The organism is Endothiovibrio diazotrophicus (genome assembly GCF_054657215.1).
On record NZ_BAAHXB010000026.1, the window covers coordinates 20,101 to 36,390 of the forward strand.

The 16,290-nt window shown below is 68.0% G+C and carries 12 protein-coding genes; 5 read left to right on the forward strand and 7 right to left on the reverse strand.

Annotation, left to right across the window (positions count from 1 at the left end; genetic code table 11):
- Window positions 1–7: 7 nt before the first annotated feature.
- From ACYQ2W_RS09045 to ACYQ2W_RS09060, 4 genes are all read right to left on the reverse strand, one after another.
- Window positions 8–1,882 (reverse strand): 2-oxoacid:acceptor oxidoreductase subunit alpha, encoded by a 1,875-nt coding sequence (locus ACYQ2W_RS09045; protein ID WP_459865459.1) that lies wholly within the window; start codon window positions 1,880–1,882, stop codon window positions 8–10.
- A 338-nt stretch (window positions 1,883–2,220) separates the two neighbouring features.
- Window positions 2,221–3,480: a complex I 51 kDa subunit family protein gene (locus ACYQ2W_RS09050; protein WP_459865461.1), complete on the reverse strand. Its 1,260-nt coding sequence runs from the start codon at window positions 3,478–3,480 to the stop codon at window positions 2,221–2,223.
- Between the two features lie 166 nt (window positions 3,481–3,646).
- Window positions 3,647–5,278 (reverse strand): FAD-dependent oxidoreductase, encoded by a 1,632-nt coding sequence (locus ACYQ2W_RS09055; RefSeq protein ID WP_459865463.1) that lies wholly within the window; start codon window positions 5,276–5,278, stop codon window positions 3,647–3,649.
- Window positions 5,279–5,309: 31 nt separating this feature from the next.
- Window positions 5,310–5,936 (reverse strand): 2Fe-2S iron-sulfur cluster-binding protein, encoded by a 627-nt coding sequence (locus ACYQ2W_RS09060; RefSeq protein ID WP_459865465.1) that lies wholly within the window; start codon window positions 5,934–5,936, stop codon window positions 5,310–5,312.
- A 361-nt stretch (window positions 5,937–6,297) separates the two neighbouring features.
- Between ACYQ2W_RS09060 and ACYQ2W_RS09065 the strand changes: the two genes are divergently transcribed.
- Genes ACYQ2W_RS09065 through ACYQ2W_RS09075 form a run of 3 tightly spaced genes read left to right on the forward strand, consistent with a single transcriptional unit; the run spans window position 6,298 to window position 8,315 of the window.
- Entirely contained in the window at window positions 6,298–7,215 is a 918-nt protein-coding gene (locus ACYQ2W_RS09065) for a LysR family transcriptional regulator (protein ID WP_459865467.1), read from the forward strand.
- On the forward strand, window positions 7,212–7,859 hold the full coding sequence (locus tag ACYQ2W_RS09070; RefSeq protein ID WP_459865469.1) for a potassium channel family protein: 648 nt from the start codon (window positions 7,212–7,214) through the stop codon (window positions 7,857–7,859). The genes ACYQ2W_RS09065 and ACYQ2W_RS09070 overlap by 4 nt, the downstream gene beginning before the upstream one ends.
- An 18-nt stretch (window positions 7,860–7,877) precedes the next feature.
- Complete coding sequence (locus ACYQ2W_RS09075) at window positions 7,878–8,315, forward strand: PKD domain-containing protein (protein WP_459865471.1); 438 nt, start codon at window positions 7,878–7,880, stop codon at window positions 8,313–8,315.
- 323 nt (window positions 8,316–8,638) lie between these two features.
- On the opposite strand, the gene recJ is transcribed toward ACYQ2W_RS09075, so the two are convergent.
- Both recJ and efp read right to left on the reverse strand, forming a co-directional pair.
- A complete protein-coding gene (gene recJ / locus ACYQ2W_RS09080) occupies window positions 8,639–10,369 on the reverse strand; it encodes a single-stranded-DNA-specific exonuclease RecJ (RefSeq protein ID WP_459865473.1) in 1,731 nt (576 codons plus the stop codon).
- Between the two features lie 272 nt (window positions 10,370–10,641).
- Entirely contained in the window at window positions 10,642–11,214 is a 573-nt protein-coding gene (gene efp, locus ACYQ2W_RS09085) for an elongation factor P (RefSeq protein WP_459865475.1), read from the reverse strand.
- Between the two features lie 43 nt (window positions 11,215–11,257).
- Between efp and epmB the strand changes: the two genes are divergently transcribed.
- Both epmB and ACYQ2W_RS09095 read left to right on the forward strand, forming a co-directional pair.
- Window positions 11,258–12,268 (forward strand): EF-P beta-lysylation protein EpmB, encoded by a 1,011-nt coding sequence (gene epmB / locus ACYQ2W_RS09090; RefSeq protein WP_459865477.1) that lies wholly within the window; start codon window positions 11,258–11,260, stop codon window positions 12,266–12,268.
- A gap of 157 nt (window positions 12,269–12,425) precedes the next feature.
- Window positions 12,426–14,441, forward strand: coding sequence for an EAL domain-containing protein (locus ACYQ2W_RS09095; protein ID WP_459865479.1), 2,016 nt, complete (start codon window positions 12,426–12,428; stop codon window positions 14,439–14,441).
- Window positions 14,442–14,631: 190 nt separating this feature from the next.
- On the opposite strand, the gene ACYQ2W_RS09100 is transcribed toward ACYQ2W_RS09095, so the two are convergent.
- Window positions 14,632–15,612 (reverse strand): S49 family peptidase, encoded by a 981-nt coding sequence (locus tag ACYQ2W_RS09100; RefSeq protein WP_459865481.1) that lies wholly within the window; start codon window positions 15,610–15,612, stop codon window positions 14,632–14,634.
- Window positions 15,613–16,290 lie beyond the last annotated feature (678 nt).

Below are 16,290 nucleotides of genomic sequence, written 5' to 3' on the forward strand. Positions count from 1 at the left end.
GTCCTCCTTAGTGGTTCAGGCCGGCAAGCTTGCCGGCGATGACGTCGTAGAGCATGCCGGGCTGCAGCGGGTGGCCGTAGACCACCGACCAGCAGTCGACGTCGACCAGGGTCTGCGCCCGCAGCAGCAGCGCGAGCTGGGCGTAGCGGCGGTTCTCCTCGGTGATCAACGGGTGGGTGAGGTCGTCGCTGTAGTTGATCTCGATGGTCATCACCTTCTTGAAGCGCGAGAAGATCGCCTTCAGCCCCGGCTCCAGCGGCGAGATGAAGCGCAGGTGGACATGCGAGACCTTTTTGCCCTCGGCGCGGTGCAGGTCTACCGCCTCCTCGATGGCGCCCATGGTCGAGCCCCAGCCGACGATCAGTAGATCACCCTCGGGATCGCCGTGGATCTCCGGCGGGTTGAGGGTCTGCTGCATCGCCGCCAGCTTGCGCGAGCGCAGGTACATGCTGTTCTGGTGGGTGTCGGAGTCGTAGGCCACCTTCGAGCGGTTGGTGTGGGAGAGACCGGTGAGCACGTACATGCCGTCGCGCTGGCCGGGGATCGGCCGTTGCGAGAGGCCGGTCTCGGGGTCCCAGTCGTAGGCCGGCACCTCCTTGTTCCAGGGGGACTGATCGATCGGCGCGGCCAGCCACTCCTCCTGCAGCTCGGGGCGGGCCCACGGCTGCACGCCGGTGGCCAGGTTGGCGTCGGTGAGCAGGATCACCGGGGTACGGAAGGTCTCGGCCAGCTTGCGCGCCAGGATCACGAAGTGGAAGCACTCCTCGATGGTGGCGGCGGCCATCACGATCTTCGGCGCGTCGCCCGGCTCGCCGTAGATCGAACTCAGCAGATCGGCCTGCTCCACCTTGGTGGGCAGGCCGGTGGAGGGGCCGCCGCGCTGCACGTCGATGATCACCAGCGGGATCTCGCCCATCACGGCGAGGCCGATCAGCTCGGTCTTCAGCGCCATGCCGGGACCGGAGGTGATGGTGCAGGCGGTCTTGCCGGCATAGGAGGCGCCGATGGCGAAGCCGATGGCGGCGATCTCGTCCTCCGCCTGATGGACGAAGCCGCCCACTTGGTCGTAGACCGCGGCGACGTAGTGGGAGGCGGAGGTGGCCGGGGTGATCGGGTACATGGAGACCATCTCCATGCCGGCGGCCATCACCCCGAGGCCCACCGCCTGGTTGCCGTTGGTGATGATGGTCTTCTGCTCGTGGTCGCCCTCGTAGGGCTCGATCACCCAGCTGAAGTCGAGGTGCTCGCGGGCATAGTTGAAACCGGAGTCGAACAGATCGATGTTGGGCTGGATCACCTTCGGCCCCTTCGAGGCGAAGGCGCTCTCGATCTCCTTGCGGGCCAGATCGGCGTCGCGATTGTAGATCGCGCACATCATACCGAGGGCGAACATGTTCTTGCCCTTGCGCGCATTGGAGACGATCTTCAGGCACTCCACCTCCATCGGCACCTCGTGGACCACCAGACCGTGGTCGGCGAACTCCTTGATCGCGCCGGCGTACTGCTGGCGGATGTGCTCGCTGGGGTCCTCGGCCCACTTGTTCTCCAGCAGGACGATGGTGCCGTCCTTGTAGGCGCCGCTGGCGACGCGGGAGAACAGCACCTGCTCGTTGAAGGCGACCACCAGATCCGCCTCGTTGCCCATGTTGGTGACGTAGCGGTTGCCGACGCGGATGCGGTTGCCGGAGGCGCCGGCCGGCGAGCGGGCCGGCGGCTGGATCTCGGCGGGGATGATCTCCACGGTCCAGACGCCGTTGCCCATCTTGCCGCTGATGGCGCCGAAGGTCTGGCCGCACTTCTGCGCGCCCTCACCGGAGTCGCTGACGATCTCGACGATGTGCTCGTCGATGACGGTCGGTTCGCGTTCGTTTGTCGTGGTCATATTCAGCCTCGTTCTTGAGGTGAAAGGTGAAAGGTGAAAGGTGAAAGGGAAGAGCGCCTTGGCTTCTCCCGATTACCTGCCAACCCTGACCTTCAGCCCTCTATCCCAAATGCAAAATCTGTTCGTTCGCGCCCGCGGCCTGCCGTAGGGTGTGCCGAGGTACGAGGCGCACCGCGCTCCGACCGGTGCGCCTCCTGACGTCGGCACACCCTACCCGACTCCCATCCTGTGGAGCGCTGGTTACATGTCGTCAGCGAGCGCGATATCGCGCAAAAAAGTCGAGGAACGGCACCGCCGCCTCTTCCTTTAACCTTTAACCTTTGACCTTTCACCTGCCCCTATAACAACGCCTGCTCATACTCACCCCGAAAGTGATAGAGCGAACTCTCCAACACCTTCACCGCCCCATCCACCAGATGGCAGCGGCCGGAGCCGGGGAGGATGCGGCAGAGGCTCTCCAGCGAGTCGAGGTCCGAGCGGGTGCCGCGGCCGGTGTCGATCTTGTCGAGCAGCAGCGAGATGTAATAGGTGCCGGTCTTGCACGACGGGCACTGGCCGCAGGAGGACTCGGCGAAGAAGTTGACGTACTCGGTGACCCGCTTGACGATGCCGGTCCCCTCGGAGACCACGATCATCGCCCCGGTGCCGAGGGCCGAATGGCGCGCCGCCACCGAGGGGTAGTCCATCGGCACGTCGATGTCCTTCGGCGTGAGGATGGTGTTGGAGGGGCCGCCGGTGAACACCGCCTTCAGCTCCTTGCCCACCAGCATCCCGCCGCCGTAGTGGTAGACCAGCTCGGAGAGCGGGGTGCCCATCGGCAGCTCGTAGGCGCCGGGGTGGAGCACGTCGCCGCTCAGGCTGTAGATCTTGGTGCCGCACGCCTCCCCGAGCCCCCGGTCGCGGTACCACTCGACCCCGTTGCGCAGGATGTGCGGGACGTTGGAGAGGGTCTCGACGTTGTTGATCAGGGTCGGGTGACCATGCACCCCCGACTCCACCGGATAGGGGGGCTTGCGCCGGGGGAACGGGAAGCTTCCCTCGATGGTGGAGATCGCCGCGCTCTCCTCGCCGCCGATGTAGTGGCCGGAGCTGCGCACCACGCAGTATTCGACGGGACGGCCGAGGGCTTCGCCGACCCGTTTGGGAAGCTCGCAGGCGAGCCACTCCTCCACTGCCAGTTCCATCGCCTGGAGGGCGGCTTTGAGGTGGGGATTGACGTAGAAGATCACCTTGTTGGCGCCGACCGCGAGCGCGGCGATGGTCGCCCCCTCGATCAGCTGGTGGGGGCACTCCTCCATCAGCAGGCGATCCTTGAAGGTCCCCGGTTCGTCCTCGTTGCCGTTGCAGATCAGATATTTGTCGCCCTGGCCGGGGCGGGCGGCCATCGCCTCCCACTTGCGCCAGGTGGGGAAGCCGCTGCCGCCGAGGCCGAGCAGCCCGGCCGCCTTGATCATCTCGACGATCGACTCGCCGCCACCGACCCTGCCGAGGGCCTTTTCCAGCCCGTCGATACCGGGACCGGCGCGCCACTCGTCGAGGTTGGCGCCAACCCGGGCGGAGGCGTGGAGCAGCACCTGATTGAGTTTTTCGATACTCATGATCACTCCCCCGCCTCCCTACGCTTGTTCGGGCCGTAGGGCGGATTAGCGATAGCGTAATCCGCCGGAACGGAGGCACCTTCGCCGAAGGCAGCTCCGATGTGGCGGATTACGCTATCGCTAATCCGCCCTACGAAAGCCTGGTTCCAATCGATACCGCGCATCATCACCGCTTCCCCTGCGAACTCTTGCGCAGCCCGGCGTAGTCGGAGTCCATCTCGAACTTGGCGTAGCCGGGAAAGAGCTGCGGTCCCTTCTGCTCCAGCGAGCGGCCGCTCAGCGCCAGCTCGCGGCGCAGCTGGCTGACGTGTTCGATGGTCCCCTTGCGGTGCTTGGCCAGGTTGTGCGCCGCCTCGGCGGCGTGCCCCCCGGCGGCGCGGCCGAAGCGGATGATCTCCAGCAGGGCGTTGCCCATCAGCCGGTTGCGGCCGTGGATGCCGCCGCTCACCTCGCCGATGCAGTAGAGCCCCTTGACGGTGGAGCAGCCGTACTCGTCGATCACCGCACCGCCGTTCTGGTAGTGCAGGGTCGGATAGATCAGCAGCGGCTGTTGCCGCGGATCGGTGCCGCTCTTGCGCCCCAGTTGGATCAGTTTGGGGAAGCGCTTCTCGAAGATGCCCGGCTCGCGCACCTCCACCCCGGGGGTATCGAGCCACACGCCTTGGGCGCCATCCTCGGCCGCGATGCCGCGACCCTCGGCACACTCGCGGAGGATCGCCGCCGCCACCTGATCACGCGGGCTCAGCTCGTCGATGAAACGCTCGTTGCGACCGTTGAGCAGGTAGGCCCCGGCGGAGCGCACCCCCTCGGTGATCAGCATGCCGGAGAGGTGCGAGGGGTAGGCGAGGCCCGAGGGATGGTACTGGAAGGAGTCGAGATCGCGCAGCTTCGCCCCCACCCGATAGGCCAGCACCAGCCCGTCGCCGGTGGCGCCGAAGTGGTTGGAGGTGGGAAAGTCGTTGAGGTGGATGCGGCCGATGCCGCCGGTGGCGACGATCACGCTCTTCGCGTGCACCAGCTTGTAGCGGTAGTCACGCAGCGAGGAGAGCACCGCGCCGGAGCAGTGGCCGTTCTCGTCGCTCAGCAGCTCCACCGCCGGGCAGTAGGGGAGCACCTCGATGTCGTCGTCGTTGTAGACCGACTCGCGCAGCACCCGCATCATCTCCAGCCCGGTGTAGTCGCGGAAGTAGGCGACCCGCGGCGCGGAGGTACCGCCGGCGCGGCGGGTGAGCAGATCGCCGTAGGGGCTGAGGTCGAACTGCATCCCCTGCTGGATCAGCCAGCGGATCACCGCCGGGGCGTCCATCACCATCTGCGCCACCAGCCGGGTGTCGGCGCTGCGGTGGCCCGCCTTGATGGTGTCGTCGTAGTGCATCTGGGGCGTGTCGCCCTTGTCCACCGAGGCCTGGATGCCGCCCTCGGCCATCACCGTGTTGCTGTCGCCGAGGCGCAGCTTGGTGGCGAGGATCACCTTGGCGCCGGCCCGCGCCGCCTCCAGCGCCGCGGTGCAACCGGCGCCGCCGCCGCCGATCACCAGCACGTCGGTACGCAGTACCTCGGCCCCGGCCAGGTCGGCGGCGTCGATGCGCGCGTCGGCCTGCAGCAGCTCGGCCAGTTGACGGTGGCACGACTCGCCGCGATTGGGCCCCACCTCCAGCGCCACCGTGCTGTCGGCGCGGTGGTCGGGGTGGTAGCGGCGCAGCAGCTCGTCGGCGGCGAGGGTCTGCTCGGGCAGCGGCCGCTTGGCGAGCGCCTGATAGGCGGCGAGGGCTTCGTAGTAGGAGATGGCGTCGGTCATACGATGACGGCAGGGAGGACGACCCGAAGGGTCACTCGACCACCTGCATCTCCCCCCTGCGCAGCCGCTCCAACCGGTTGATCAGGTTGGAGGGGCGGATATGGAAATAGGCGGTGACGCGGCGGGCGAAGAGCCCGACGTGGTTGGGCGCGATGGTCTCCGGGCAGCCGGTCTGGCAGAGGTTGCACATCACACACTCGACGAACAGATCCCCCGCCTCGGCGAACTTCCCCTTGGCCGCCAGCTCGACCCCCCGCTCCACCTCGATCCCCTTCGGGCAGGCGGTGGTGCAGCCGCCGCAGCTGCGGCAGTGGGCCGCCTCGGGGAAGATGTGGTGGAAGCGGTCCTGCACCTCCCAGGAGTTGGGGATGTCGTCCAGTTGATAGGTGTGGTGGGTGGGGTTGGGGAAGAGCAGGAAGTTGACCTCCATCCCCTCCTCCACCAGCAGCTCGCAGCCCAGCTCGGTGGTCACCTCGCGGGCGCCGGCACGGCGCACCAGCACCCGGCACGAACCGCACACCCCCTCCATGCAGCCGACGCTCTTCACCCGCGGGTAGCCCGCGTGCCACAGCGCCTGGATCACCGACAGGTTCGAGGGCGCCTGCACCTCGATACCGTTGATGATCGCCTTGACCAGATTGTCGGCCGGTTCCGTCATAGGACTCCCGAGGGGACGTTGCGTCGATACCGCGGCGGACCCCTGCGGCCCGGCGCGGCGCGGATTCCGCCCTCCTCGGCCCACGGAAACCGGACCGAAAAAGGGGGAGAGGGAAGCCGCTCATTATGGGATTTCGGCGAGTGAGAGACAAGCGACCGACCGAACCGGCTACCCCGCCCATCATCTCACGCAGACAATCAACGGCCCCGCCGGTGCTCCGCCTGTCCGGGAATGGCGAGTACGCCACTCCCGGACAGGCGGAGCACCGGCGGGGTGCGGATTGCAATCCTCGCGGCGCAGTAGTTTAATTAAAACTAACGATCGATTCCACAATCATTAAGCATTCTTTACGCTTCTCCCCATGCCGATCCATAACGCCACCCTCCACCAGCTGAGGATCTTCCACACCCTTACCCGGCACATGAGCATGGCGCGCACCGCCGAGGCCCTCGGCCTCACCCCCCCGGCGGTGTCGATCCAAGTGCGCCAGCTCTCCGAATCGGCCGGGCTGCCGCTGATCGAGCAGGTAGGCAAGCAGCTCTATCTGACCGACGCCGGCCAGGCCATGGCCGCCGGCTGCCGCGACCTGCTCGACCGCATGGAGCGGCTCGACCAGGAGTTGGCGCAACTGAAGGGGGTCGAGAACGGCCGGTTGCGGCTGGCGATCATCACCAACGCCAAGTACTTCGTCCCCCAGTTGCTCGGCCGTTTCTGTGACCGGCACCCGGCGATCGAGCTGTCGCTGTTCGTCGGCAACCGCGGCCAGGTGATCGAACGGCTGAAACAGAACCAGGACGACCTCTACGTCCTCGGCCGCATCCCCAAGGAGCTGCCGGTCCACGCCGAGGCGTTCGCCGAGAACCCGCTGGTGGTGGTGGCCGTCCCCGGCCACCCGCTGACCGGCGAGCGGGAGATCCCGCCGCAACGCTTGGCCGAGGAGCCTCTCATCCTGCGCGAACCCGGCTCCGGCACCCGGGCGGTGATCCTCGACTTCTTCGAGCGGAACCAGGTGGAGCTCAACGTACGCATGGAACTGGGCAGCAACGAGGCGATCAAGCAGTGCGTGATGGCGGGGCTGGGCATCTCGGTGCTCTCGCTCAACAACCTGCAGCCGGAGATCGCCGCCGGCCGCATCGCGGTGCTCGATGTCGCCGGCTTCCCGCTGAAGCGCCAATGGCATCTGGTCCATCTGCGCGACCACGTCCTATCCCCCACCAGCGACGCCTTCCGCCGCTACGCCCTCGGCGACCGCGCCCTCCCCGTTATACTCCCCCCATGAAAATCGTCTTCATCGGCAGCGGCGACCTGGCGGTCCTCACCGCCCGCGCCCTGATCGGGCGGGGCCACGAGGTGGTGTTGATCGAGCGGCGCAAGTCGGCGGTCGAGGAGCTCGCCGGGGAGCTCGACTGCGCCATCCTCCACGGCGACGGCGCCCGCCCCTCGGTGCTCAAGGAGGTGGCGCCGCCCTCGGTGGATCTGCTCTTCTGTCTCACCGACGACGATCAGACCAACATCATCGCCAGTCTGGTGGCCCACTCGCTGGGCTTCCGCAAGGTGGTGACCCAGATCCAGGACCCGGAACTGGAGCACGTCGCCGATCACCTGGGACTGGCCGACGCCATGGTGCCGATGCGCACCGTCAGCCGCTTCCTCGCCGACATGGCCGAGGGGGGCGAGGACGCGATCACCCTCTCCACCCTGTTCCGCGACGAAGCGCGCCTCTTCTCCTTCCATGCCGGCGCCGCCGAGGCGGGCGAGGCGGCCGGCCTCGACCTGCCGGAGAACGCCCGCGCCATCTGCGTCTACCACGAGGGGCGCTTCGCCGTCATCGACGGCACCACCCCGATCCGCGAGGGCGACGAGGTGGTGATCCTCACCGACGTCAAGCACCTGCGTGCGCTGCGCCAGCGCTTTCCGCAGTAGGATATTCTCGGCCACTGCGTGACCCACGCCCACAGCTTCGTCGCCGGCAACGATACCTACCTCACCTTCAACAACCGCTACGACGACAGCAGCTACAACGTCACCTCCACAATCTTCCGCCGGGACGGCAACCAGTTCGCCGCCGACGCGACCACCGGCACCACGCCCTTCACTGTCACCGTCGATGCCTCCGGCTCCACCGATCCCGATGGCGGCGCGATCACCGACTATCAGTGGATGACCTCCGACATCCAGAGCACCTCCGGCCCCGCCGCGACCTTCACCTTCACCGCCGCCGGCCGCTACCTGATCGCCCTCACCGTAACCGACGACCAGGGCGAAACCGGCGAGTACTCGATCACCGTCCACGCCGAAGACCCGATCGCCACCGAGCCCACCGGCTGCGAGGGGCGCGCGGTCTACTCCGCCGCCGACGGCACCCTGCAACTGCCGTAGGAGGCGGGAAACGTCGACCGCCGCGGAAAAGCCGGCGAATTGGGAAGAAGGACATGAAGGCGCATTTCCCGCTCCCTTCATGCCCTTCGTTGCCCTTCATGGACTTCATGGTGAAATCCCCGGGCATCGAAGCTCGAACGTGCGTATCACTCGGACAGGGCGGCAAACACCCGCCCGAGCGGTGGCTCCGTTGGGCACGGCGGGCGCGGCCCGCCCTATAGGGCGCGCTGTGCGCGCCGTGTCGAACGGGCGCGCCGCCCGGAAAGGATGGGGAAAAACTGGCCGAGCGGCGACTCCGTTGAACACGGCGCACACGGCCCGCCCTATAGCGGCTCGAAATGCTCCACCACCAGTTGCGCGGAGCGCTGGCCGCGGAAGTCGTTGACGTCGAGGCGGTAGGCGAGATGGACCCGCTCCAGGTCGGCGGGCCAGTCCTCCTCGGCAACGCCGAAGGCGATGGCGTCCAGCGGCGGGCCGCCCCCCTCGGGGGCCACCCGGCACTTGGTGTGGCCGCCGTTGAGGGCGCGATGGTCGAGTACCCGGAATGCGTTGTCGAACAGCGGTTGCGGGAAGGCGTGGCCCCACGGCCCCGCCAGGGCGAGGATCTCGGCCAGTTGCAGATTGAGGTCGGCGCCACGTAGCGGACCGTCGGAGTGGACCACCCCGCGCAGCGCCTCGGCGTCCAACCGCCGGCGCACCTCCTCGTCGAAGGCGGATTGGAAACGCTCCAGGTTGCCCGCGCGCAGGCTCAGCCCGGCGGCCATGGCATGGCCGCCGAAGCGTTCGATCAGACCGGGATTGGCGGTGGCCACCGCCTCCAGGGCGTCGCGGATGTGCAGCGCCGAGACCGAGCGGGCGGAACCCTTCAGCTCACCTTCATCGTTGGGGGCGAAGGCGATCACCGGCCGGTGCAGCCGCTCCTTGATCCGCGCCGCGACGATGCCGATCACCCCCGGATGCCACGCCTCGTCGAACAGGCAGAGACCATAGGGGAGCCCCTCTTCCTCGTCGAGGCGGATCCGCTCCACCAGCGCCAGCGCCTGGGCCTTCATCTCCCCCTCCACCTCGCGCCGTTCGCGGTTGAGCTGATCCAGTTGGCGCGCCAGCGCGTCCGCCTCCGCGGGGTGATCGGCAAGCAGGCAGGCGACGCCGAGGGCCATGTCGTCCATCCGCCCGGCGGCGTTGAGCCGCGGCCCCACCGCATAGCCCAGATCGCCGGCCGCCGCCCGCCCCCGCTGGCGCCCGGCCACCTGGAGCAGCGCGGCGATCCCCGGCGAGCAGTGGGCGCCGCGGATGCGGGCGAGCCCCTGCTCCACCAGCACCCGATTGTTGTGATCCAACGGCACCACGTCGGCGACGGTGCCCAATGCCACCAGGTCGAGCAGTCGGCCGAGGTTGGGTTCGGGGATCTCCCGCTCGGCGAACCAGCCGTCGTCGCGCAACCGGGCGCGCAGCGCGGCCATCAGGTAGAAGGCGACGCCGACCCCGGCCAGGTGCTTGCTGGGGAAGGGGTCGCCCGCCAGATTGGGATTGACCAGCACCTCCGCCGCCGGCAGTTCGGCGCCGGGCAGGTGGTGGTCGGTGACCAGCACGCGGATGCCCCGCCGACGCGCCTCGGCCACCCCGTCGAGGCTGGCGATGCCGTTGTCGACGGTGACGATCAGGCTCGGCGCGCGCTCGGCGGCCACCGCCACGATCTCCGGGGTGAGGCCGTAGCCGAAGCGGAAGCGGTCGGGCACCAGGTAATCGGCGTGAAACCCCATCCAGCGCAGGGCGCGCACGGTGAGCGCGGCGCCGGTGGCACCGTCGGCGTCGAAGTCCCCCACCACCAGCACCCGGCCGCCGCGGCGCGCCTCCTCGGCGAGCAGCATCGCGCCCCGCTCGACGCCGCCGAGGCGGGAGAACGGCAGCAGCCGGCCAAGGGAGTGGTCGAGGTCCTCGGGACCGGCCACCCCGCGCCCGGCGTAGACCCGGCGCAGCACCGGGTGGAGGGCATTGGGGAGGCGGGCGAGGGCCTCGGCGGTGGGAGAGCGGCGGAGGATTTGTGAGGTCAAAGGTAAAAGGTCAAAGGTTATGGGCGGGACATTCGGAAAGACCGAGGCCCCGTAGGGCGGATTAGCGCAGCGTAATCCGCCGGGAGCGAAGGCACCTCCGCCGGAATCGGCTGAAAATCTCAAACCCGCGGGAGAGACGGAAAGGGCGCCATCGCGGCCTGAGGGCCGCTCCTACAGGCAAGGGCAGGTGCTACCCCCCAACATGAAAACGGGCGCCAAGCGCCCGCCTTCACCCACACACTCGGGATCTTCGCGATAGCGAAGATCCCGCGCTACTCCTCCTTGGCGCGGCCGACGTACTCGCCGCTGCGGGTGTCGCACTTGAGCACGTCGCCGATCTCGATGAACAGCGGCACCTTGACCACCGCGCCGGTCTCCAGGGTGGCCGGCTTGGTGCCGCCGCTGGAGGTGTCGCCACGCACGCCGGGATCGGTGTCGGTGACCGCCAGGTTGACGAAGTTCGGCGGATCGACCGCCAATGGCGAGCCGTTGTAGAGGGTCACCAGGCAGATGTCCTGCTCCTTCAGCCACTTCTTCGACTCACCGATGGCCGCCTCATCGGCGCCGTACTGCTCGAAGGTGTCGGGCTTCATGAAGTGGTAGAACTCGCCGTCGTAATAGAGGTACTGCATGTCGAGTTCGATGACGTCGGCCCCCTCCAGCGACTCGCCCGACTTGTAGGTCTTCTCCAGCACGCGACCGGTCTTCAGGTTGCGTATCTTCACTCGGTTGAAGGCCTGCCCCTTGCCCGGCTTGACGAACTCGTTTTCAATGATGGAGCACGGATCGCCATCGACCATCACCTTCAGTCCGCCGCGGAATTCGTTGGTGCTGTAACTCGCCATTTCCTCAATGTCCTCAGATTGGGCACGATTTTCGAAGCCGCACATGATACCCCGAACCGAGAGTCCCCAGCCAGCTTCGCAGGCGCCGCTTTGGCGGCAGCGGATCGCCGAGGCGGTGCGCGAGCCGCTGGAGCTCTACCGCCTGCTCGGCCTCGACCCGGCGACCCTGCCGGCCGCCGAGGCCGCCGCCCGCGACTTCCCCCTGTGGGTCCCCCATCCGTTGATCCGCCGCATGGAGCGCGGCAACCCCGACGATCCGCTGCTGCGCCAGGTGCTGCCGCGCGGCGAGGAGCGGATCGATCACCCCGGTTTCACCGCCGATCCGGTGGGCGATCTGGCCGCGCGCAGCAGCCCGCGCCTGTTGCGCAAGTACCGCGGTCGCGCCCTGCTGATCACCACCCCGGCCTGCGCGCTGCACTGCCGTTTCTGCTTCCGCCGCCACTTCCCCTACGACGAGAGCATGGAGGAGCGGCTGGAGGAGAGCCTGGGGCTACTCGCCGAGGGCGAGCCGGTCAGCGAGGTGATCCTCAGCGGCGGCGACCCGCTGACCCTCAGCGACCGCCGGCTCGCCGAGCTGGCGGAGCGGATCGAACGCCTGTCGGCGGTGGAGCGGCTGCGCATCCATACCCGGCTACCGGTGGTGATCCCCGAGCGGGTCGACGAGCAGCTGCTCGGCTGGCTCCGCCGCGGTCGCCTGCGCAAGGTGGTGGTGCTCCACGTCAACCACCCCAACGAGCTGGACAACGAAGCGCTGGCGGCCGTCGAGCGGCTGCGCCAGGCCGGAGTCACCCTGCTCAACCAGTCGGTGCTGCTGCGCGGGATCAACGACTGCGAGGAGATCCTGGCCGCCCTGAGCGAGCGGCTGTTCGGCGCCGGCGCCCTCCCCTACTACCTCCACCAGTTGGACCGCGCCCGCGGCACCGCCCATTTCGAAGTGGGCGACGAGGCGGCCCGCCGGCTGGTCGAGCGGCTGCGCGCCCGCCTCCCCGGCTACCTGGTGCCGCGGCTGGTGCGGGAGATCCCCGGCGAGCCGTCGAAGACCCCCCTGCTCTGAAAAGAGAATATCAACCGCAGATTTGCGCAGATTCAAGAAGACAAAAATCTGCGTGAATCTGCGGTTCAATTCTTCTTTTCAGTGTCGAGCGCACTCCGCGACCGTGGTTGCCGCCAGCGAACTTCCTCACCCCCGGGTTTCCCTATACCCTTAGCGGATGGACACCCCCCTCCCGCTGCTGCTGATCCTCCACCCCGATCCCGCCACCGGCCACACCGTGGAGCGGCTGCTGCGCGAGGGGACCACCCCGGTGGAGACCCTGCTGGCCTGCGACGAGGCGGCCCTCCAGGCGATCCTGACCGGCACCCCGCCGGCCCTGGTGATCGGCACCGATCGGGTGGTCGGCGGCGACCCCACCCTGCTGCTCGGGCTGATCGCCGGCCCCGGCAAGGATGTCCCCTTCATCGCCCTGATCGAACACGAGGAGGACGCCGAGCACCTGCTCGCCCTCGGCGCCCGCGACGTGGTCAGCCTGGAGCAGCCGCTGCGCCTGCGCCTGGCGGTGCAGCGCGAGCTGGACACCCTGGCCCAGCGGCGCACCCTGCGTACCCTGCGCGAGGCGCTGCGCAACAGCGAGGTGACCCTGCGCGAACTGCTCGAACAGCACCCCGCGCCGACCGCCTGCGTCACCGCCGAAGGCCACCTCTACGCCAACCCCGCCTATGTCGACCGCTTCGGCTTCCACAGTCCGGAGTCGCTGCGCGACACCCCGCCGGCGGAGCTCTTCCCGGAGGGCGAGCGGGCGGCGATCCGCCAGGTGCTGGAGGAGGCGCCCAGCGAGTGGCACATCAACCTCCGCGACGGCGGCCACACCACCCTGCTGGTGCTGCGCCGGATGGTCCTCGGCGGCCAACCCTGCGCGCTCCTCACCCTGCGTAGCGAGCCCTCCCCGCGGCGCCTCGACGAAAAACTCGACTACGTCGGCAACCGCGACCGCCTCACCGGCCTCCACAACCGCGGCTTCTTCCTCGAGGAACTGGCCCTCGGCCTCGGCCGGGTGGACCGCAGCCTGCTCTACCTGGAGGTGGCCGGCTTCGAGCGGGTGCGGGTCGAGCAGGGGCACGCCGCCGCCAACCTGCTGCTGCAGGAGCTCTCCGCCCTGCTCCAGCACCCCCTCGCCGAGGAGGAGACCGCGGGGCGCTACGGCGGCCCCCGCTTCGGCGTGATCCTCCATCGCCCGGCCGACGAGGCGGAGACGCTGGCCGAGCAACTCTCCACCAAGCTCGCCGCCCGCCTGGGCAACGCCGGTTGCCCCATCGGCCTCTGCAACCTGAGCGGGGAGAGCGATGCCGACGCCGCCCTGGAGCACGCCCGCCTCGCCGCCCGCCTCGCCGGCGAGGCCGCCGACGGTCGCTGCCATCGCTATCGGCCGGAGATCGATGGCGAGCTCCACCGTGATCAGCATGCCGCCTGGCGGCGTCGGCTGGAGGCGGCGCTGAGCGACGACGAAGGGGGATTCCGCCTGGTCTACCAGCCCATCGTCTACCTCCACGCCACCCCGGTAGACCTCTTCGAAGTGCTGCTGCGGATGGTCGACGACGAAGGCGAGACCCTGCTGCCGGGCCAATTCCTGCCGATCGCCGAGCGGGAAGGGTTGAGCGGACGGGTCGACCGCTGGGTGATCGACGAGGCGCTGCGCCAGTTGGCGGGCCACTACCGCGAGGGGCGATCGGTACGCTTTTTCGTCAAGCTGGCCGCGGCCACGGTGCTCGACGACGAATTGGCGCGGTGGCTCGAGGGGCGCCTGGGCCATCACCAGTTGCCGGGCGAGGCGCTGGTGCTGGAGCTAACCGAGGCGGTGATCGACGGCCACCGCGGCGAGGTCGAGCGACAGCTGCGCGGGCTGAAGCGGCTGCGCTGCGGCCTGGCGGTGGAGCGTTTCGGCCGCATCGAGGAGGCCGACGCACTGATCGGCCGGCTGCCCCTGGACTACTTCAAGTTCGACGGCGCGCTGACCCACCGGCTGGCGGACAACCCGGCCCATCGCGAGCGGGTCGAGGCGCTGAGCCTACAGGTGCAGCAGGCGGGCAAACGGACCATCGTCCAGTTCGTCGAAGACGCCGACACCCTCAACCTGCTGTGGGAGATCGGCATCCACTACATCCAGGGCTACCTGCTCCAGGCGCCCGAGACCACCCTCGACTACGACTTCGACGAACCCCCGCCGCTATGACCCCGGCCGGCTCCTCGTTTTACCACGAAGAACATCAGTGTTTCGGTATAGATACGCCGCATCGATCGGCGCGACGATATAGGGCGCGCCGTGCCGAACGAACGCAGTACTCGAAAAGGATGGGAACGAGCTGTCCGACCGGCAGTTCCTATTGGCACGGCGCGCACGGCACGCCCTATAGTCCAAGACCTCAGCGGATCTCCGGCGCACTGCCAACCAGTTGCAGCAGGGCGTGAGCGCCGGTGGCGCCGATGCGATCGGCGAAGCGATCGATCCACTCGCGCTTGTGGGAGAAGTCGACCGTTTCCTCGGCGCCGATCACCTCGCGGGCGACGTAGTCCGGCCCGGCCAGCTCATCCACCAGGCCCAGCGCCTGCGCCTGCTCGCCGGTCCAGAAGAGGCCGCTGAAGAGGGTCTTCTCGTCCCCCTTCAAGCGATCCCCCCGCCCCTGCTTCACCGCGTCGATGAACTGGCGATGGATCGCCTCGAGCAGCGTCTGCATGTGGGCGCTCTCCTCGGCATCGCTCGGCGAGAAGGGGTCGAGCATCCCCTTGTGCTCGCCCGAGGTCATCAGCCGCCGCTCCACCCCCAGCTTTTCCATCGAGCCGACAAAGCCGAAGCCGTCCATCAGCACCCCGATGGAACCCACCACGCTCGCCTTGTCGGCGTAGATCCTGTCCGCCGCCGCGGCGATGTAGTAGCCGCCGGAGGCGCACATGTCGGCGACCACCGCGTAGAGCGGGATCTCCGGATACTCCTCGCGCAGCCGCTTGATCTCGTCGTAGACGTAGCCGGCCTGCACCGGACTGCCGCCGGGGCTGTTGATCTTCAGGATCACCCCCTCGGTACCCTGGTCCTCGAAGGCGTCGCGCAGCCCCGCGATCACCTTGTCGGCACTCGCCTTGGAATCCGCCGCGATGATCCCGTCGACCCGCACCACCGCGGTGTGCTTGCCGTCGACCAGATGCTTCTCGTTCAGCGAATTGACGCTGAACATCGCCAGTGCGGCGACGAAATAGGCGAGCAGCGCCAGCTTGAAGAAGATCCCCCAGCGCCGCGCCCGCCGCTGCTCGGTGACCGCCGCGAAGGCCAACTTCTCGAGCATCTCGCGCTCCCATCCGGGCTTGCGCTCCTCCCCCTTGGGCCGATCCGAAGTCCACTCGTCGCTCATCACTGAAAATCCTGTTGGTTGCCGCCAGCCACCGTCCACGCCGCACCAAAGTGCATCCGCGAGGCGGTTCCTGCCGTTGTTGGGAAGGTTAAGAAATCGGCGCCGAGAAGTATGCCAGAGCCGAGCGAGCAAGGCTGCCAAAGCTCTCTCACCAGCCAAAAAAATCGACTTTATACCCTGTCTTTACCTGGATCGCGCTTCATTTCGGGCAACGCGCACGATCTGGCCTCCATTTCACGCCCTCTGCGCGCAATCCAGGCGCAATACGGCCACCCTTTTCAAATTCCACGCGAGGCAAACCAGCGTCCATTCGTTGCCCACGTTCTCCAACCCGCGCCGTGGTCGTTGGCGTAGTGTTCGCGGATGTAGGCGGTGTAGCGCTGCGCCAGATTGGTGTTCTTGGTGCAGCTGAGCAGGGCGCGCACCGCGGGAATCGGCCGGCCGAAGGAGCGTAGCGGCTTGAGGGAGTCGAGTAACTGTTGGGTGGTGCGGGCGAAGACCTCGGCACACGGTCTGACCCGCCCTCAGCGGGTCCCGCCCTGCTCAGACCCGGGCGGCATGCAGGGCAAATAAAGCAGGATGCACTACGACAAGTCAACGCCCAAACCCACCAATAGGCCGGTTTCATGCGCCGAGAACACGGCCGTTCAAACCCTGTTCACCGGGACCATTAACGAA